This window comes from Methylobacillus draconifructus, assembly GCF_045984355.1.
Lineage (GTDB): Bacteria > Pseudomonadota > Gammaproteobacteria > Burkholderiales > Methylophilaceae > Methylobacillus > Methylobacillus flagellatus_A.
The window spans coordinates 455584-475770 of the sequence record NZ_JBJQII010000003.1; the positions used below are offsets into that span (position 1 = coordinate 455584).

General features: G+C 59.7%; 14 protein-coding genes. 5 read left to right on the top strand and 9 right to left on the bottom strand.

Translation table 11 applies throughout. The features are described 5' to 3' along the window. Positions 1–13: 13 nt before the first annotated feature. The 4 genes from ACJSDX_RS08625 to ACJSDX_RS08640 are packed head-to-tail and all read right to left on the bottom strand — an operon-like array spanning position 14 to position 5237. A complete protein-coding gene (locus tag ACJSDX_RS08625; RefSeq protein ID WP_407994349.1) occupies positions 14–1498 on the bottom strand; it encodes a lipopolysaccharide kinase InaA family protein in 1485 nt (494 codons plus the stop codon). Next, on the bottom strand, positions 1491–3194 hold the full coding sequence (gene cptA / locus ACJSDX_RS08630) for a phosphoethanolamine transferase CptA (protein WP_407994350.1): 1704 nt from the start codon (positions 3192–3194) through the stop codon (positions 1491–1493). Before cptA ends, ACJSDX_RS08625 begins: the two co-directional genes overlap by 8 nt. Positions 3195–3228: 34 nt before the next feature. After that, positions 3229–4065 (bottom strand): lipopolysaccharide core heptose(I) kinase RfaP, encoded by an 837-nt coding sequence (rfaP, locus tag ACJSDX_RS08635; RefSeq protein WP_407994351.1) that lies wholly within the window; start codon positions 4063–4065, stop codon positions 3229–3231. Then, entirely contained in the window at positions 4062–5237 is a 1176-nt protein-coding gene (locus ACJSDX_RS08640) for a glycosyltransferase family 4 protein (RefSeq protein WP_407994352.1), read from the bottom strand. The genes rfaP and ACJSDX_RS08640 overlap by 4 nt, the downstream gene beginning before the upstream one ends. A 70-nt stretch (positions 5238–5307) precedes the next feature. Between ACJSDX_RS08640 and waaC the strand changes: the two genes are divergently transcribed. From waaC to ACJSDX_RS08665, 5 genes are all read left to right on the top strand, one after another. Further along, on the top strand, positions 5308–6261 hold the full coding sequence (gene waaC / locus ACJSDX_RS08645) for a lipopolysaccharide heptosyltransferase I (protein WP_407994353.1): 954 nt from the start codon (positions 5308–5310) through the stop codon (positions 6259–6261). 113 nt (positions 6262–6374) lie between these two features. Continuing rightward, positions 6375–6902 carry a nucleotide exchange factor GrpE gene (gene grpE / locus ACJSDX_RS08650; protein WP_407994354.1) on the top strand — a complete coding sequence of 176 codons (528 nt, stop codon included), beginning with the start codon at positions 6375–6377 and terminating at the stop codon, positions 6900–6902. A gap of 131 nt (positions 6903–7033) precedes the next feature. Further along, complete coding sequence (dnaK, locus tag ACJSDX_RS08655; RefSeq protein ID WP_407994355.1) at positions 7034–8953, top strand: molecular chaperone DnaK; 1920 nt, start codon at positions 7034–7036, stop codon at positions 8951–8953. Positions 8954–9027: 74 nt separating this feature from the next. Further along, positions 9028–10152 carry a molecular chaperone DnaJ gene (gene dnaJ, locus ACJSDX_RS08660; RefSeq protein ID WP_309564697.1) on the top strand — a complete coding sequence of 375 codons (1125 nt, stop codon included), beginning with the start codon at positions 9028–9030 and terminating at the stop codon, positions 10150–10152. Positions 10153–10386: 234 nt separating this feature from the next. Next, positions 10387–11616: a Bcr/CflA family multidrug efflux MFS transporter gene (locus ACJSDX_RS08665; RefSeq protein ID WP_407994356.1), complete on the top strand. Its 1230-nt coding sequence runs from the start codon at positions 10387–10389 to the stop codon at positions 11614–11616. Between the two features lie 55 nt (positions 11617–11671). Here the strand turns inward: ACJSDX_RS08665 and leuA are convergent, their stop codons facing one another. The 5 genes from leuA to ACJSDX_RS08690 form a co-directional block, all read right to left on the bottom strand. Beyond that, on the bottom strand, positions 11672–13357 hold the full coding sequence (leuA, locus tag ACJSDX_RS08670; protein ID WP_407994389.1) for a 2-isopropylmalate synthase: 1686 nt from the start codon (positions 13355–13357) through the stop codon (positions 11672–11674). A gap of 422 nt (positions 13358–13779) precedes the next feature. Next, complete coding sequence (locus ACJSDX_RS08675) at positions 13780–14775, bottom strand: alpha/beta hydrolase (RefSeq protein ID WP_407994357.1); 996 nt, start codon at positions 14773–14775, stop codon at positions 13780–13782. Between the two features lie 96 nt (positions 14776–14871). Next, positions 14872–15498, bottom strand: a complete 627-nt coding sequence (locus ACJSDX_RS08680; RefSeq protein WP_407994358.1) for a uracil-DNA glycosylase family protein — start codon at positions 15496–15498, stop codon at positions 14872–14874. 98 nt (positions 15499–15596) lie between these two features. Further along, positions 15597–17027: an efflux transporter outer membrane subunit gene (locus ACJSDX_RS08685; protein ID WP_407994359.1), complete on the bottom strand. Its 1431-nt coding sequence runs from the start codon at positions 17025–17027 to the stop codon at positions 15597–15599. Then, on the bottom strand, positions 17024–20179 hold the full coding sequence (locus ACJSDX_RS08690) for a multidrug efflux RND transporter permease subunit (protein ID WP_407994360.1): 3156 nt from the start codon (positions 20177–20179) through the stop codon (positions 17024–17026). Before ACJSDX_RS08690 ends, ACJSDX_RS08685 begins: the two co-directional genes overlap by 4 nt. Positions 20180–20187 lie beyond the last annotated feature (8 nt).

Sequence of the window (20187 nt, forward strand, 5' to 3'; positions counted from 1 at the left end):
CGTCTTTTTCGCTTTATTTAACTACGATGCCCGCCTGGTCCAGCACGCGACCATCCGTATAAACCGCCCTGAAGGCCTTTGTCAGCAACCAGCTGGTCTCGGCGTCGGCCTGCCAGTTCTTGAAGAACCGCTGCAGGTCGCGCACGTGCCTGCGCTCAAACCGCTTTCTGCACCTATGTTGCCGCATGCTGTCCAAATCGATCAGCAACGGATGCTGGTCATGTATCAAGACATTGGTCGCCTTGAAATCGCCGTGCTCCAGCTGCAGGCAAAATAACTGGAAAAACAGCCTGGCGATGCGCCGCGCTACCTGCTCGCGCGCTTCCTGATCGATTGACGCATCGGCATAGAACTCCGCCGCATCACAGGCATGCACGAACTCGGTCAGCAAATAAGCCTCGCGCCGCAAACCCAGCCACCGGCGCTCCAGCACGGCCACGGCCGTCGGGGTAGCAATGCCTTTCAACTGCAAGCGGAAGGCATTGGCCCATGACAGCATAGCCCGGGAAGGCCGCCAAGCACGGCCCAGGCCATGCCAGAAATTCTTGATATTGTACCTTTTGATCACCATGTTGCGCTGATCAATTTCAATCGCAGCCACGGTACAGGTATTCCCGCTCTTGAGCCGCAATGCGCCTGCGGCATCGAGCAAACCGTCGGGCGCGGCCAATACCTGCCGCAACACCTGGCTGTCCTTGGCGCGATTGACCGCCAGGTAATGCCGGCATGTCTGCTCCACATAGACATCGGTACACGGGCGCTGCACTTTCCTCGCGTACTGGCGCATCTCGTATTGCCAGTGCCGCGCGATAAGCCGCTGCATTCTGCCGATATCGGGCGGCTGCTCGCCTGCCGTGGCCGCATATTGTTGCAATAGGCCGGGCAACCAGGCAGACACTGCATCGACATCGAACTTCGAGATCAGCCGCGCCAGGTTGTCCCATTGTTGCCGCTGCCTGCCAAAGGCGCGCAGCTGCCGTACGCCGTCACCATCCAGGGTATAGATAGCCTGCGCATCCGCCAGGAAGTTTTTTAGGTATAAGTCCGTTTGTAGCAGTCCCGCGCGGTGATGCCTGGCAACCTCCGCGACCAGGCGCCGGGCCAGCGCAAGACGCCCCTCGGCATCGAGGCTTTGCCAAGCATGTTCGGCATTACGGGCTGGAACGGCTGCGTAAAGCAGGACTTCGCCTCTCTGAGCTGCCACACGGGACTCAAGCAGCAAGGCAGGTGTTGCAAGCCCCGCCTGCGCCAGCCAGAGGGAGCCGCGCTTGTCGCGCGCCGCATACTTGGCCGCCTGGCCGCCGATGAAAAACTTGGCGTAAATGGCCTGCCCGTTCAGCAAGCCGCGGCAAACCAGGCGCTTGCCCGGGACACGACGCACGACCTCCAACGACTGCAATTCGCTGCCGTCATCCAGCACCAGGCCGAATGTTGCAGCAGCAGCCCCTTTTGCATATTGCTGCAAATCAGGGATGGAGGGCGCAGCGGGGTCAGTCATGGGCATGAATGTCCAGCGGACGGATGGTGTCAGGCTGATACGGGTCGCCAACCAGCAATGGGTGCTCCTTAAATTGCGCATTCACAATGCTGAGCGACGGCTCGAAGCCGTCGAAGCTCAAGCCGGCCAGATCCGCCCAGGTATGGATGAAATGCGCGTTACTGTAGGGGCGCTCGAGCATGCCGTCGAAGCGCATGTCATGCCCGGCCCTCCACTGCTCGGACGCCCATATGATGAAAGGCACCGTATACATAGGCAGGGTGGGCTTGGCCTCGTTGCGCCCCAGCATGCCATGGCCCGGTGCATCGTAGACATCCTCGCCGTGGTCGGAGAAATAGACCAGCAGGCTGTTCGGGGCGCGCTCGCGCAGGCTTTCAATCAGGGTGGACATCACGTAATCATTGTAAAACACGGCATTATCATACTGGTTATAGACCTTGGCCTGCCCCTCGTTCAGTATCGCGGGCACGCCCTCGCGCCCCTTGAAGACGTCAAATTCCGCAGGGTAACGGTACTCATATTTCATATGCGTACCAAGCAAATGCACGATGATGAATTTCCTGGGCGCAGGGTCACGCAGCACTTCCTCGAACGGGGCAAATACATTGGCATCATACTCGCGGGAGTTCTGTGCACGACTGTTATTCATGTAGAACTGCTCGTCCGTCTGCTTGGAGAAGTTGGCCAGCATGGTATTGCGCTTGGTAATCGTCTGGTGGTTGGTGATCCAGTACGACTTATAACCCGCCTGGCGCATCATGTTCATGAGCGAAGGCTTGGTAAGATACAGCTCGGGATGTTCCTGGTCCGCAAAAGTCAGGGCCTGGGTCAGTGCTTCTATCGTGTAGGGCCGTGGCGTCACCACATTGTCGAACACGCTCAACTCTTGCCGCAGGGCGTCCAGCTTGGGCGTCGTTTTGCGATGGTAGCCGTACAGGCTCATGCGCTGGCGGTTGGTCGATTCGCCCAGCACCAGCACCAAAGTCGCAGGCTGGCCGGCGTTGGCGTCCTGCAGGTTGGATAGCGGTGGAATCCTGCTGTTCTGCTCGAGCAAGGTTTCCATATTGGCAAGCTGCTTGCGGTAGTGGATGTAGCCTATCACCATCTGCCAGGGCACGGCAGGCTCCATGCGCGTTTGCAATTTCTCCACGGCATCGTCGAGGCTTGCCTTGTTGAGCACCAACTGCTTGAACATCGGCTGCACGAACAGCAAGACCAGGATGCCAGCGGTCACTGCCCAAGCCGCGCGCACGCTGATCTGGAGCAGTCCCAGCCTGCGCCAGAGCCAGTACGCCACTCCGCTATGCAACAGCAATACCGGGATCATCCACCAGACGAAGTACTGGGCAATGAACTCGCTGGACTCGGCCGGGTTGGACTCGAAAATCGTGAACATCACGCTTTGCGAGAACTCCTGCCCATAAATACAGAAATACCCGAGGCTGACCAGCGAGAATACCCATAGCACCAGCCCGATCACGGCGGCTATCTTGCGTGCGTGGCGCGGCACCAGCATGACCGGTATCAGCCACAGCAGGCTCATCACGACTGCTTGGCGCATGCCGACAAAGATGGTCGCCCCGCTGATTTGCAGCAGGATGTGCGTGATGCCGGAGAAATAGAAGAAGAACAGGTAGTAGTTGAACCAAGCGCTCCAGTCGGAACGCTTCCAGGCGAAATTGAATGGCATTTGCATAGATTTTCCGGCTGTACGCCAGAGCTGCCATGCATTAGCCGATCATACCGCCAATCTGGTGCAGCCCAGGCTCAACCTTGTGTAATTTGATATAAAGTTTGATGGCGCGGGCCTGCACCTGCTGCCAGAAATCACGCTCCTCGCGCATGACCTGCCTGATCGGCTTGCCACGGTAACGGCGCAGGAAACGCAGATAATCCCTGGGGACTAGTCCCGCATTCATCGCAGAGAAATATAATGCTGCTATATCCTTCATGCGATCCTGGGAGCGGATTGTCTCACGAATTCCGACCCGGTGCAGGTCTATGAGGTACAAATGGATATCTCCGTGCCTGAGCCGCGGCAGGTCAAGGCAGATATGGCAGATATAGAAATCGCGGTGATTGAGGCCGCTGTCATGCAGACGCGCTGCCAAGGCGGCGACTTCCAGCAGCAAGCGGCGCTTGAAGCGCGGCTCGGGCGGCGCCTGCATCCACTGGTCCGCCAGGGTCTCCAGCGACAATATCTCGCCTAGGTCGCGGGTGATGAGGAAAGATTGCCGGCTTGCCGGGCTGCACCCCCGGCTGCCAAAACCTGCCAGCGGCGTGGTGGCAATGCCGATCTCGCCCAGCTTTTCTATTGCCAGCTTCTCGGTGTTCGCACTGACCACGGGCACCTTGAGCGCCAACAGGTTTTTGAAAATCTCCCCCCAGCCCACGCCGAAGTGCTGCTTGATGAAATAGGGCTGGCCGACAATCTTCACGCGTATGGTCTTGCGTCCCGGCACATCGCGGAACACTTCCCCCTCCAGCGCCATCACGCGCGCGAATACGTCGCCCTCCCCCAGCGCCTGTGCCAGTTCCGGCGACAACTGCAACGCTTCGCAAGTCATATCGCAGCCTCCTGCTTTTGCCCGGCAATCCGCAGCATGATCGCAGCCTCGGCGCTGCCGTCGTTTTCCGCCATCAATCTGCGCGCATATTGCAAACCGTTGTCGCGCCACCTCTCCAACCGGGTGTCCCTTGCATGCACAAGCGACACCATCTCCAACAGCATCCGATTTAATGTCGCCTGCTCGAACGGCACCGGCACCACTTGCCCGGCATCGGCCTCCTGGACATGCACCGCATAGCCGCAGCTGGCGGTCGCCAGCACCGGTAAGCCGCTCGCCAGCGCTTCCAGGATAACCAACCCGGTATTTTCCCGGTAGGCCGGATGCAGGTAGAAATCCGCGCCTTGCATCAATTGCGGGATGTCGGGCCTGCCGCGTGAAATGATCAGGTTGTCCGCCACCTTGAGCTTATTTGCCATCCTGATGAACGACGCAGGCTTGTCCTGCCCGATCGCGATCAGCTTGAAATCCTTGCGCATGTCGGGAGGCAAGCTCGCCAAGGCCTGCACGGCGCGATCCAGCCCTTTCATGTAGAACCCTGAGCCCACCAGCAGGGCAATCTTCGTCTCCGGCGGCAGGCTGAATGCATTGCGCAGATAGGCGCGCATTTCCGCACGGTCATGCAATTGCAGGCGTTCGCCGGAAAGATAGGGCGGAATGTAGTGGAAACGGTCGTCCTGGGTCTGGTACCAGCGCTGGAATACGGCTTTTTCCGCCATGTCCACCATCAGCATCTGCGTCTTCGCCTGCGGCGAGAAAATGGCCTGCTCTATCTTCTGGAACCAGCGGTAGCGCGGCGTCAGCCGATACAGCCAGTTGCGCTGCCTATGGGCGCGCTCGATAAAACAGGGATCGGCGGCAAAATACACGTCCAGGCCGCCCATGCGGTTGTACCCCACGATAAGGTCGAAGCTGGGTTCACACGCAATGCGGGCTTGCGCCTGGCGGATGAAATCCTGATATTTCTGGAAATTGAACCAGCCATTGCCCGGCATGATGTGCGCACGGATATTACGTTCCGGCAGGCTCTCCCCTGGCATCTGGCCGTCCCAAGACATGGTGAAAATGTCCACGGAATGCCCGGCCTCGGCAAGCCGGGTGGCAGTGCGCAACATGTCGCGCTGCATGCCGCCATAAGGGAAATATTTGAAGATCAGGAAAGCAAACTTCAATGGCTCTAGCCTTCAATTGGGAAAAGAAGCTGAATTGTATGCGAAAATGCCGCCCATGCCTCGTTTGCTCATGATCAAAACCACTTCCTTGGGTGATGTCATCCACAATCTGCCCGCCATTACGGACATCAAGGCCATGTTTCCCGGCATGGAGATAGACTGGGTGGTGGAAGAAAGTTTTGCCGATATTCCGAGGCTGCATCCGAGCGTAAGCGAAGTCATTACTGTCGCAGTCCGGCGCTGGCGCAAGCACTTGTTCCAGGCCAACACTTGGCAGGAAATCCGCCACATGCGGCGCCAGTTACGCGCGCACGATTACGACTATGTCATCGACACCCAAGGCCTGCTGAAAAGCGCCTTGATCGGCTGGCAAGCCCGCGGCGCCTATCATGGACAGGACAGCGCATCCGCGCGGGAATCCTGGGCGGCCCTGCTCTACCAGCAACGCCACCCCGTGGCACGCGGCCAGCACGCAGTCGCACGCAACCGAGAACTGGCGGCACGCGCGCTGGGCTATGCCATTCCATCCAGCCCGCCGGACTACAGGATTCATGCCGTAGCTCCCGACGCCGCGCTGGGATTGCCCAGCCGTTATATTGCCGGGCTGCACGCCACCAGCCGGGACTCCAAGCTCTGGCCGGAAAACCACTGGGCCCAGCTGGGCAACGCTTTGCTCGGTCAAGGCCTGGCACTGGTGCTGCCCTGGGGGAACGCAATCGAGGAGGCCCGCGCGCAGCGCATTGCCAGCGCCGTCCCCGGCTGCGTGGTGTTGCCGCGGCTGTCCCTCACCCGGCTCGCTGCCGTGATCGGCAGCAGCCATGCCGCGATCGGCGTCGATACCGGCCTGGTGCATCTCGCCGCTGCGCTCAACCGGCCCACCGTGGCGATCTATACCGACACCGACCCGCGGCTGACGGGGGTGCTTGCGCAAGACAAGCACAAAATCAGCAACCTCGGCGGACAAGGCCAGGTTCCGGCAGTCGATGCCGTGCTGGAGGCCTTGGCGCAGGTCACGGCACAATAGTACGCTAGCCGGTTCACCCAATCCCGCTCGAATAAAATTACTCCGCCCCTCTTGTAATCCGGGCATATACCCCCATTTGCTTCGTTGTTACATCATCACCAACAGGGACTATCATGCAACACGAAGACAAGACGCCAGAAACCGACCTGCAGGAAAATGCCGCCACCCCAGCGCAAGAAGCTGGTGCAGCAGGTTCGATTGATGACAGGATTGCCGAACTGGAAGCCCAGCTGGCCGAGCAGCAAGCCGCCGTGCTGTATGCCAAGGCGGAAGGCGAAAACATTCGCCGCCGTGCAGCGGATGATATCGACAAGGCGCGCAAGTTCGCGCTGGAAAAGTTCTCGAACGAGCTGCTCGCCGTCAAGGACAGCCTGGATGCCGCACTGAACGTGGGTTCCGCCACACTGGAAAGCTATCGCGACGGCGTTGAGCTCACTGCCAAGCAACTGACTTCCGTATTCGAGAAATTCAGCATTGTCGAGATCAACCCGGTCGGCGAGAAATTCGACCCCAACAAGCATCAGGCGATCGGCGCGGTTGAAAGCGATGCGGAAGCCAACACCGTAGTCAATGTACTGCAGAAGGGCTACACCCTCAACGATCGCGTGCTGCGCCCGGCGCTGGTCATGGTTGCAAAATAAATCATCCAGCTTTGCCATCGGGATTTTGCAGATGATTTTTGCAAACCAGGCTTGAAATCGCATCGCCTATCCCCACTTTGGCAACATAGTTATCCACTTTTAGAGTTAAAAGAACACAAGGAATCAAGACAATGGGAAAAATTATTGGTATTGACTTAGGCACCACCAACTCCTGCGTAGCCGTGATGGAAGGCGGCAAGCCACGCGTGATCGAGAATGCCGAGGGCGCCCGCACCACGCCATCCATCATTGCGTATCAGGAAGACGGCGAAATCCTGGTTGGTGCGCCAGCCAAGCGCCAAGCGGTGACCAACCCCAAGAACACCCTGTTCGCCGTCAAGCGCCTGATCGGCCGCCGCTTCGATGAGAAGGAAGTGCAAAAGGACATCGGCCTGATGCCCTACACCATCACCAAGGCAGACAATGGCGATGCCTGGGTGGAAGTGCGCGATAGCAAGCTGGCGCCTCCGCAAATCTCCGCGGAAGTGCTGCGCAAGATGAAGAAAACCGCGGAAGACTACCTGGGCGAGGAAGTCACCGAGGCCGTCATCACCGTGCCGGCCTACTTCAACGACGCACAGCGCCAGGCCACCAAGGACGCCGGCCGTATCGCCGGCCTGGATGTCAAGCGCATCATCAACGAGCCGACCGCGGCTGCGCTGGCTTTCGGCCTCGACAAGCAGGAAGGCGACCGCAAGATTGCGGTGTATGACCTGGGCGGCGGCACGTTCGACATCTCCATCATCGAAATCTCCGAGATCGACGGCGAGCACCAGTTTGAAGTATTGTCCACCAATGGCGACACCTTCCTCGGCGGCGAAGACTTCGACAACCGCCTGATCGACTTCCTGGCCGACGAGTTCAAGAAGGAAAACGGCCTCGACCTGCGCAACGACCTGCTGGCAAAACAACGCCTGAAGGAAGCTGCCGAAAAGGCCAAGATCGAGCTTTCCTCCAGCACACAGACCGAAGTCAACCTGCCTTACATCACGGCTGACGCTTCCGGGCCCAAGCACTTGGTGGTGAAGATCACCCGCGCCAAGTTCGAGAGCCTGGTGGAAGACCTGATCGAGCGCTCCATCAAGCCTTGCGAAGTGGCATTGAAGGACGCAGGCGTCAAGGTTTCCGACATTCAGGACGTGATCCTGGTCGGCGGCCAGACCCGTATGCCAAAAGTACAGGAAAAAGTGAAGGAATTCTTCGGCAAGGAGCCGCGCAAGGACGTGAACCCTGACGAGGCCGTAGCGGTCGGCGCCTCCATCCAGGGCGGCGTGCTGCAAGGCGACGTCAAGGACGTGTTGCTGCTCGACGTCACCCCGCTCTCCCTCGGTATCGAAACCCTGGGCGGCGTGATGACCAAGCTGATCCAGAAGAACACCACGATCCCGACCAAGGCATCGCAAGTGTTCTCGACAGCCGACGACAACCAGTCCGCCGTGACCATCCACGTGCTGCAGGGCGAGCGCGAAGTGGCTTCCGGCAACAAGAGCCTGGGCCAGTTCAACCTGAGCGATATTCCGCCTGCACCGCGCGGCATGCCGCAGATCGAAGTCACTTTCGATATCGACGCCAACGGCATCCTGCACGTATCGGCCAAGGACAAGGCGACCGGCAAGGAAAACAAGATCACCATCAAGGCGAACTCCGGTTTGTCCGATGAAGAGATCAAGCGCATGGAAGAAGATGCGGCCAAGTACGCAGATGAAGACAAGAAGCTGCGTGAACTGGTAGACGCGCGCAACAGCGCCGACGGCGCGATCCACAGCGTGAAGAAGTCCCTGGGCGAACACGGCGACAAGCTCGACGCCGCCGAGAAGGAAGCCATCGAGAAGGCCGTGCAGGAGCTCGAAGACGTCGTCAAGGGCGACGACAAGGACGCCATCGAGAGCAAGACCAACGCCTTGATCGAGGCATCCCAGAAGCTGGGCGAAAAGGTCTACGCCGCGAGCCAGGCCGAAGCCGGTACCGAGCAAGCCGAGCCGCAGGAAAAGACCGTGGACGCCGACGTGGTGGATGCCGAGTTCGAGGAAGTCAAGGATGACAAGAAGTAAATCCTTTACCATGTAACCTCATGAGGCACACAGGGTTTTCCCTGCTGTGCCTCATTTATTGTTAGTAGAGAAATATGGCAAAAAGAGATTATTACGAGGTACTGGGCGTCAACCGCGATGCCTCGGATGATGACATCAAGAAGGCTTACCGCAAGCTGGCGATGAAATTCCATCCGGACCGCAACCCGGACAACCCCAAGGCCGAAGAAAGCTTCAAGGAAGCCAAGGAAGCCTACGAAATCCTGTCCGACGACCAGAAGCGCGCCGCCTATGACCAATACGGCCATGCCGGCGTGGACCCGAGCGCGGGAGCTGGAGCAGGTGCCGGCGGCTTCGGCAATTTTGCCGATGCGTTCGGTGACATCTTTGGCGATATTTTCGGTGGCGGCGGTGGAGGCAACCGACGCTCCAACGTCTACCGTGGCGCAGACCTGCGCTACAACATGGAAATCTCGCTCGAAGACGCCGCACGCGGCACCGAGACCAAGATCCGCATCCCCGTCATGGCGGAATGCGAAACCTGTCACGGCTCGGGCGCACGCCCCGGCACGCAGCCCGTCACCTGCACCACCTGCGGCGGCCACGGCCAGGTGCGCATGCAGCAGGGCTTCTTCTCCGTGCAGCAGACCTGCCCGAAATGCCACGGTTCTGGCAAGATGGTCAAGGAACCCTGCCCGACCTGCCATGGCGGCGGCCGCGTCAAGCAACACAAGACGCTGTCGGTCAAGATTCCGGCAGGCGTGGACGAAGGCGACCGCATCCGCCTCTCTGGCGAGGGCGAAGCTGGCGTCAACGGCGGCCCTCCGGGCGACCTCTATGTCGTAGTGCATTTGAAGAAGCACGAAATCTTCGAGCGCGACGGCGCCAACCTACATTGCGAAATGCCGATCAGCTTCACCACTGCGGCGCTAGGCGGCGAGATCGAAATCCCGACCTTGGACGGCCACGCCAAGATGAAGGTGCCGCCGGAAACCCAGACCGGCGCCGTATTCCGCCTGCGTGGCAAAGGCATCAAGCCATTGCGCAGCAGCGACATGGGCGACCTCATGTGCCATGTCGTGGTGGAAACGCCTGTCAAATTGACCGAGCGCCAGAAGGAGCTGTTGCGCGAACTGGAAGACATCAACCAACAGGATTCCGGGAAACACAGCCCACGGGCCAAATCCTGGATGACCAAGGTGAAGGATTTCTTTCAGTAAACCCTGAAATGAAAGAAAAAGCACGGTACAACCCGTGCTTTTTCTTTTTAATTATTCAGTACTCGGCATAGCATAAATTACTTGGACAAAACGTCCATATTCATGTGCAAGAGTCCGGCACCAAATAATTTTCATTCGGCCCCAAACTAAACTCATCCTTGCTTGTCATCTGTTATATCCATAGCAGATTGCTGCATTTGCAGCCTGTCATCTGCAAAGACAAACCTATATTCCATGTCCAACAAAAATATTGCCCCCTCTAATTCCAACATTTCCCTCATGAGCGGCTGGCTGCTGCTATTGGGAGCCCTCACCGGCCTTGCGCCGCTGTCGATCGACATGTACCTGCCAGGCTTTCCCGCGATCGAGAAAAGCCTGCTCGCTCAGGCAGGCAGCGCACAGCTGACGCTGGCGAGTTATTTCGTCGGGCTGGCGGTCGGCCAGTTGTTCTACGGCCCGCTCAGCGACCGCTTCGGGCGGCGTCTGCCATTGCTTGTCGGGCTGGTGATTTATATCCTGGCGTCGTTCGGCTGCGCGTTTACCAGTAGCATCCCCGAGCTGATTTTCTGGCGCTTCCTGCAGGCATTGGGCGGCTGTGCTGGTATGGTGGTAACGATGGCGGTCATCCGCGACCGCTGCAGCGCGAATGATGCGGCGCGCGCATTCTCCATGCTGATATTGGTGATGGGGCTGGCGCCCATCCTCGCGCCGCTAATCGGCGGCTGGATCGTTACAGTATTCGATTGGCGCGCCCTGTTCGTCACATTGGGCGTAGCTGGCATCCTGGGCTTGATTGCGGTGTATTTCCAGCTCGAGGAAACCCATGACACGCGCCACGAACCGCCGCTGGCGCTGGGCCGCATCATACGGAACTACGGCAAGCTGTTGATAGACCGCAGGTTCATCGGCTATACGCTGAGCGGCGGCCTGGCGCGTGCCGGGATGTTTGCCTATATTGCCGGTTCGCCGTTTGTCTTCATCGAGTATTACCACATCCCAGCGCAGCATTATGGCTGGATATTCGGGCTGAACGCCGCAGGGCTGATCCTGGTCAGCCAGATCAATGCCTGGCGCCTGAAGAAGCATAGGGCCACCGTGCTGCTCTCACGCGCCCTGTGGCTGCCTGGCGGCATCGGCGTGTTGCTGCTGGGCCTGTCGCTCACCGGGCACATCACCCTGCCCTTGCTGCTGATCGGCATTTTCCTCTTTGTCGCCAGCATCGGCTATATCGGACCCGATGCGGGCGCAGCCACGCTGGCCACCCACGGCCAGCAGGCAGGCACGGCGTCCGCCCTGATGGGATCGCTGCAGTTCGGCCTGGCCACCATTGCAGGCGGCCTCGTCAATCTATTGCACGACGGCACGACCTTCCCGATGGTGACCGTCATGGCGGGATGCGGCATAGGGGCGTGGCTGGCGCACCGCCTGATCATCGTGCGCTATATCCGGAGACATAGCAGATAACAAAAAGCCCGCGATTATTCGCGGGCTTTTTGTTTCGATCGTCAGCGTTAACTACTCATCGCGGCAGGAACGTATGCTGCGCAGCCTCATCGAGGCGCTGGTACAAACGGTTGATGCCGCTGATCACGGCAAGGATGGAGGCCGTGACCAGGTTGTCGTGTATTCCCGCGCCATACACGGTGCCGGGCTGCCCATCCTTCTCCAGCTCGGCAAACGCCACGGCCTTGGCGGCAGCGCCCGCGCCGAGGGCGCGCTCCTCGTAGTCATGGATACGGAACTTGCTGCCGAAAGCATGCGCCAAGGCGTCGATCGGGCCGTTGCCACGGCCTTCGAGCACGGTTTCCACGCCGTGGATACGCACGGTAAGCTTGATGTGTTGGATATCGTCTTGCTCGTCGAGCACATGGTCGATATAGCGCACGGGCTCATCCGCCGAGATATACTCCTCATTGAACAGTTGCCAGATGCCCTCGGCGTTCACTTCCTGCCCGCTGCTGTCGGTGAGACGCTGCACGGCGCCGCTGAACTCGACCTGCATGCGGCGCGGCATGGCGAGGCCATAGCCAGATTCCAGCAAGTAGGCAATGCCTCCCTTGCCCGACTGGCTGTTGACGCGGATGATGGAATCGTAGGTGCGGCCCACGTCATGCGGGTCAATCGGCAGATAAGGCACTTGCCAGAGGCCATTAGGCTGCTGTACGGCGAAGCCCTTCTTGATCGCATCCTGGTGCGAGCCGGAAAATGCCGTGAACACGAGATCGCCTGCATAGGGATGTCGTGCATGCACCGGCAACTGGGTACAGTCCTCCACGGTGCGGGCGATGCTGTTGATCTGGGAGAAGTCCAAACCGGGATCGACGCCCTGCGTATAGAGATTGAGCGCCAAGGTCACCAAATCGACATTGCCGGTGCGCTCACCGTGACCGAAGAGACAGCCCTCGATACGGTCCGCGCCCGCCATCACAGCCAACTCCGCCGCCGCCACCGCGGTGCCGCGGTCATTGTGCGGGTGCACGCTGATGATGACGCTGTCGCGGCGCGCCAGGTTGGTGTGCATCCATTCGATCTGGTCGGCGTAATAATTCGGTGTACCTATTTCCACCGTCGCGGGCAGGTTGAGGATCACCTTGCGCTCGGGCGTGGCCTGCCATATGTCGGTAACGGCATCGCAGACTTCCTTGGCGAAATCCAGCTCGGTCGCGGTGAAGGTTTCCGGGCTGTACTGGAACACCCATTCGGTTTCCGGGCGCTCGTCCGCAAGCTGCTTGATCAGGCGGGCAGCATCGGTGGCAATCTTCTTGGCCCCGGCCTTGTCGGTGCGGAACACCGTCTCGCGGAACACGGGGGAAGTCGCGTTATAGACATGGACGATTGCGCGCCTTGCGCCGCGCAAGGATTCGAACGTGCGGCGAATCAAGTCCTCGCGCGCCTGGGTCAACACCTCGATGGTCACGTCATCGGGAATATGGCCGTTCTCGATCAAGGTACGCACGAAATCGAAATCGGTCTGCGAGGCGGAAGGGAATGCCACCTCGATTTCCTTGAAGCCGATCTCGACCAGCATCTTGAACATGCGCATCTTGCGTTCGGCGTTCATGGGCTCGAACAAGGCCTGGTTGCCGTCGCGCAGGTCGGTGCTCATCCAAATCGGCGCCTGGGTGATGGTGCGGGCCGGCCATTGCCGGTTGGGCAAATCAATCGGGGTAAACGGGCGGTATTTGCTGCTTGGATTCTTTAACATCATTATTCTCTCAAGGTCTCAGTTCGATATATCACTTTGGTCAGCGGCATGACAATATCCACGGCTGGCAGGCTACCGCTCACGCAAGGCCTGACAACCGCGGGGCAGTCGGAACTGCCGGAAATGATATGGCGTGTGACGCATGATGCAAATACTTTCTGAAATAAACCGGAATTCAAACAATATCGTTCCGCCCTCCAACGACGAGGACAAAACAAACTAACTGGCAGGAAGAGGTAGGATTAGATGCGCGCGAAGCGCAGCAGCAGGCCCAGGCTAAGGAAAGCCAAGGAAGAAAACACGAATGATGCGGACTGCTGGATTTGCATAATGGAGTTAATCATAAACAGAAGGCACCGTTTCTGTCAAACCTGTGGCTAAAACCAGCCGACAGTCGATGCCCTCCGTCCAGGACTGTGCTGTTAAATATGCTTCCTGATTTCCCCCGCAGCCTGCATGATGGAGGCATATGCCTGCGGAGTCTTGGCAAGCGGGTTGAGCAGGCCGAAATCATGGATCGCCCCCAGGTAGCGGGTACAGGTCACGCTCACGCCGGCATCCGTCAACAAGTGGGCATAAGCTTCGCCCTCGTCACGCAAGACATCAAATTCTGCAGTCTGAATCAACGCGGGCGGCAGGTCTGCCAGGTGTTCCAGGCTGGCATTGAGCGGCGACGCATAAACCTCCTCGCGTGCATCCTTGTTTTCAAGATAATTGTCCCAGAACCATTTCATCATGTTGCGGGTAAGGAAATAGCCATCGTCGAACTGCTGGTAGGACTCGGTGTTGAAGCTGGCATCGGTCACGGGCCAGAACAGGGTCTGGTGTTTGATGAAGGGCTCGCGTTTTTCCTTGGCCATCATGCAGACGACAGTCGCCATGTTGGCTCCGGCGCTATTGCCGGCAACCGCGAGGCGGGCTGGGTCAACGCCGATTTCCGCGCCGTTTTGCGCCACCCATTTGGTGGCAAGGTAGCATTCGATGATCGCAGTAGGGTACTTCACCTCCGGCGAGCGGGAATAGTCGACGAAGACCACCGCACAGTTTGAGGCTACGCACAGGTCATGCACCAGGCGCTGATGGGTAGGAAAGTCGCCCAGCACCCAGCCGCCGCCGTGGAAGAACATGACCACGGGCGGGTCAATGGCGATATCGGCCGGCTTGACGATGAACAGATGGATGGAGTGGCCCTCGATCGCGATTTCCCGTTCCTCGACGGTCACGCCGCCCAGCTCGACATCCACGCCGGCCTGCAGGTCGCTCAGTACCTTCCTCGCCTCTTCCGGGCTCAACTCTTCCACCGGCTTGCTGTCGGATGCCGCCAGCTCCTCGAGAAATGCCCGGGTTTTGGGTTCCACGCCACTGTATTGATCCGTCTCGGGCATCAGGGTATGCATAATCGGGTCAAGGATATTCACGATATATCTCCGGCTCAGATTGTAGTGAATCCCGACTCTAGCAACCCTGTCGGCTCCAGTCTGTCAGCCAATCGCTGACAACTCTGTCAGAAGCGTCTAACCCTGTTGCAGAATGGCGCCGACGCGCTGCTGCAGCTGCGGAATCAACTCCGCTTCAAACCACGGATTGCGCTGCAGCCATAGATTGTTGCGCGGGCTGGGATGCGGCAAGGGCACGGTGTCAGGCCAATATTGCCGCCAGTTGCCTACGATGTCGGTGACGGTTTTCCCGGCATGGGGCAGGTGGTACGCCATGGCATATTGCCCAATGACCAGCGTCAGTTGCAGATGGGGCAGATATTGCAGCAGCCTTGCCCGCCATGCTGCCGCGCACTCCGGCCTGGGCGGGAGGTCACCGGCCCGGCCGGTGCCGGGGTAACAGAACGCCATGGGTACAATCGCCACTTGGCTGCGGTCATAAAATACATCGCGCGGCATGCCCAGCCAGGCCCGCAGCCTTTCGCCGCTCGCATCGGTGAAAGGCCGCCCGGATGCATGCGCCTTGCGGCCTGGAGCCTGTGAGGCGACCAGGATGCGTGCCGTAGCGCCGACCTGCAACACGGGACGCGGCTCAAGCGGGAGATAGGGCGAGCATAGTCTGCACTGGCGTATCCCAGCCGCCAGCTCGTCCAGGACCAGCCCATCCGTGAATGAATGGCCGGTATTCATACCTATTGTAACCATCTGCCTCCTTCTCGGAAGTCAGACAGGCAAGCCGGCATATGATTCAGCTCGCCGGATCAGCATGGCTAGCGGCCAGGCCAAAGCCAGGAAACAGCCTCTCAGTCCTGTACCGGCAAGCCTTCCCAGCTTCCGCCCAGCGCGGCAATCAACTGCACGCTGCTGATCAGGCGACTTTGCTGCAAGGTAAGCAAGGTGCGCTCACTGTTGAGCGCGGTGGTTTGCGCGGTCACCACGTCCAGGAAGCCGATCAGGCCCACGCGGTATTGGTTGGTATATTGCTTGAGCGCCTTGCGCGCCGCCGTTACCGATTCCTCGCGCAATGCGGATTCTTCGCCCAGAGTATGCAGAGCCACCAGATAATCTTCCACCTCCTTGAATGCGGTCAACACCGTCTGGCGGTAAGTTGCCACCGCGGCATCGTAGCTGGCTTCGGACTGCACGACGTTGTACTTGTTCTGCAAGCCGTTGAACAAGGTCATCGCAAGCTGCGGCCCGACCGACCAATAGCGGTTCGGCATGCTCATCCAGTCGTTGAACGTGCTGCTGCGGTAGCCGCCGGTCGCGGACAAGGTCAGGCTAGGATAATAAGCGGACTTGGCAACGCCGATATTGGCATTGGCCGCCATGACCGAGCGCTCCGCTGCCGCCACATCCGGCCTGCGCTCGAGCAACTGGCTGGGCACCGATGCCGGTACGATGGGCAATTGCGGCATCTGGTCGCTTTCAGCCACGCTGAAATTCGCCGGCGCCTCCCCGATCAGCACCGCAATGGCGTTTTCCAGCTGCGCCCGCTGCCAGACCAGGTCGACCAGGTCGGCCTCCGCATTCTTGAGCTGCGTGGTGGCCGCAGCCACGTCGGCGCTCGCCACCACGCCGCGCTTGTACTGGCTCTCGGTCAGTTGCACCACACGGCGATAGGTATCCACGGTTTCCGTCAACAGGCGCTTTTGCTGGTCCATCACCCTGATCTGCAGATAGTTCTGCACCAGCTCGGACTGCATGCTGAGCCGCATCGCCGCCAGGGTGGCGAAGCTGGCATCGGCACTTGCCTTGTTTGCCTCCAGGGTACGCCGCAGGCGGCCCCAGATATCGATTTCCCAGCTCGCGTTAAGGGCGGCGTTATACGTCGTGCGTATGCCGCTGGTCTGCACCGCCTGGCTGGAGGTCGAACTGCCGGTGCCCTGCCCCGCCCTGGTCTTGCCCACGGTTGCATCCAGTTGCGGCCATAAGGCGCCGCGGGCGCTTTGCGCAAGGGCAAATGCCTGGCGGTACTGCGCCTCGTATTGGGCCACGGTCTGGTTGCTGTCGTTGAGCCGTGCCACAAGCTGGTTCAGTTCGCTATCGCCGTACCGCTCCCACCACTCGCCCTTCGGCGCCTCGTCCGCTGGAGCGGCGATGCTCCAGCCCTCCTGGTGCTTGAATGCGGCAGGCACCACGGTCTGCGGCCTATGGTAATCCGGGCCGACCATGCAGGCGGACAATAGTACGGACAAGCTGATGATGCCGAGCTTGGCAGAAGAGGGACTCATTCCATTTTCTCCAACATTGCAGCCTGGGGCTTGCGACGCAACACCCACAAGCGTAGACGATCCAAATAAAGGTAGACCACGGGCGTGGTGTATAGCGTGAGCAGTTGGCTCAAGAGCAGGCCGCCGACGATGGCAATACCGAGCGGCCGGCGCAATGGCGCATCGCCATCAGTGCCCATGATGAGCGGCAAGGCGCCCAGCAATGCCGCCATGGTGGTCATGAGGATGGGGCGCAGGCGCTGCTGGCAGGCCTCCATGATGGCATCCTTGGACGACAGGCCGCGCTCGCGCTCCGCCACCAGCGCGAAATCGATCATGAGGATGGCGTTTTTCTTCACGATGCCGATAAGCAGGATAATGCCGATCAAGGCGATCAGGGTCAGCGGCGTATCGAACAGGATCAGGGCCAGCAAGGCGCCCACGCCGGCGGAGGGCAAGGTCGAGAGGATGGTGAGCGGGTGCACGTAACTCTCGTACAGCATGCCCAGCACGATATAGACCGAGACCAGCGCAGCCAAAATCAGCCACGGCATCTGTTTGAGCACCTTGCCCTGGGCGCTGGCCGTGCCGGAAAAGGTCGCCTGCACGTTGAGCGGCATCTTGAGGTCGGCCAGCGCGTTCCTGATCTGCTGCTTGGCATGTTCCAGGTTGCCGCCTTCAGGCAGGTTGAAGGAATAGGTAATAGAGGCGAACTGGCCTTCGTGCTGCACCGATGCAGGAGAAGTGTTGTATCCCAGCGTCACGAAATTGGACAATGGCACGCGCGCTCCGCTGGTAGTGAGCACATAGAGGCTGGACAGGATATCGGGGCTCTGCATGTATTTGTCGTCCACGCCCATGACGACGCGGTACTGGTTCTGGTCCTCGTAGATGGTGGAAATCTGGCGCTGTGCGTAGGAGTTGTTCAACAGCGCGATCACCATTTCCACGTCGATGCCCAGGCGCTTGGCCGCCTCGCGGTCTATATTGAGGTACACCTGCACCGCACGACTGCGGCCTCCCCCGCCGACATCGGTGATCTCGGGCACGGACTGCATGGTTTCCAGCACCTTGTTTTCCCACTTGCGCAGGTCCTTGATGTCGTCGCTCTTGAGCGTCATCTGGTAACTGGAGTCAGTAGAGCGGCCGCCAATGCGCAGGTCCTGCATGTTGACCAAGAACATGGAGGCCCCGGGCACTTGCGCCAGCTTGGGCCTCAAACGTGCAATGATGGTTTCCGCAGGTTCGCGCTCATGGATGTCCTTGAGGATGATGATGAAGTTGCCGGAATTGCTGGAGGCGCCCGGGCCGCGCCCGCTGCCCGACATCCCCATCACCTGGTCCACCGCGGGATCGGTGAGCAGGATGCTGCGGAACGCTTCCAGCTTTCTCTGCAATTCATTGAACGATACGCCCTGGTCAGCGCGGGCGTTGCCGAACAGGCGGCCGGTATCCTGGTCCGGGAACATGCCCTTGGGGATTGCGATATAAAGATAGACGTTGACCGCAATGGTGAATAGCAAAATCACCATCATCCACAATGAATGATTCAGTGCCCAGGCCAGACTCCGGCGATAGCGGCGCTGCACGCGCTGGAACAAGCCCTCCCTGGGCTGGCCTGCAGCGTTCTCGCCCTCCATCGCCATGGCGTCCTTGCGCCGCAGCAGGTAGGCGCACAGCATCGGCGTCAGCGTCAGCGAGACGAACAGCGAAAGCAGGATTGCGACCGAGAGCGTCACCGCGAACTCGCGGAACAGGCGGCCGGTGATATCGCCTATGAACAATAGCGGGATGAATACCGCCACCAGCGACAGGCTCATGGAAATCACGGTGAAGCCGACCTCGCGCGCGCCGCGCAGCGACGCCCTGAACGGGGTTTCGCCCTGCTCGATGCGCTTGCTGATATGCTCGACCACCACGATGGCGTCATCCACGACAAAGCCGGTGGAGATGATCAAGGCCATCAAGGTGAGGTTGTTGAGCGAATAACCGCAAAGATACATGGCCGCAAACGTCGAAATCAGCGATACCGGCACGGCCAGCGCAGGGATCAATGTCGCGCGGCCGTTCCGCAGGAAGAGGAACACCACCAGGATCACCAGCGCCACCGCGATCACCAGCGTCAATTCAGCCTCATGCAGGGAGGCGCGGATATTCGGGCTGCGGTCCTCCACCACGGCAAGCTTGATGTCCTCGCCCAGGCTGCTCTGGATGCTCGGCAGCTCCGTGCGGATACGGTCTATCATCTCGATGATATTGGCGCCCGGCTCACGGCTCACCATCAACAAAATCGCGCGCTGGTTGTTGTGGAAACCCACGTTGCGGATGTCCTCCACCGAGTCGTACACCGTGGCGACATCGCTCAAGCGCGTGATCGCGCCATTGTTGGTGGCAATGATGAGCGAGCGGTAATCCTTGGCCCGCAGCAGGCGGTCGTCCGCATCCAGCTGCCAGCTATATTCGTCGTTCTGCAGATAGCCCTTGGGGCCGTTGCCGTTGGCGGCGCTGATGACGTTGCGCACCGAATCCAGTGACAGCCCTTGCTGCACCAGGGCGTCGGGGTTGATATCCACGCGCACCGCAGGCAGCGAACTTCCGGCGACATTGACCTGGCTCACGCCCTGCACCTGTGAAATCTTGCGCGACACCATATTGGACGCCAGGTCGTACAGCTCGCCCATGCTCTTGGTCTTCGAGGTCATGGTGAGCACCATGCTCGGCATATCCGCTGGGTTCATCTTGCGGTAACTGGGCCGGTTCGGCATGCCGCTAGGCAGCATACTCGCAGCGGCATTGATCGCGGCCTGTACTTCGCGCGCGGCCACGTCGATATCCTTGTCAAGGTCGAACTGCAAGGTAATCGACGTGCTTCCCTGCGAACTGGACGAGGTCATTTCACTGATGCCGGAAATCCGGCCCAGGCTGCGCTCCAGTGGCGTCGCTACCGAGGAAGCCATGGTTTCCGGGCTGGCGCCTGCAAGCGACGCCGTGACACTAATAGTGGGGAAATCTACTTGCGGCAGCGGCGCAACCGGTAGCAGGCCGAATGCCAGCCAGCCTGCAAGCATCATGCCCAGCGACACCAGCAGGGTCATGACCGGCCGCAGAATGAACAAGGTGGCAGGTCCGCGCTCGTCGCTCCTGAGCTTGGACCAGGAAATGATGCGCTTCATATGCGACC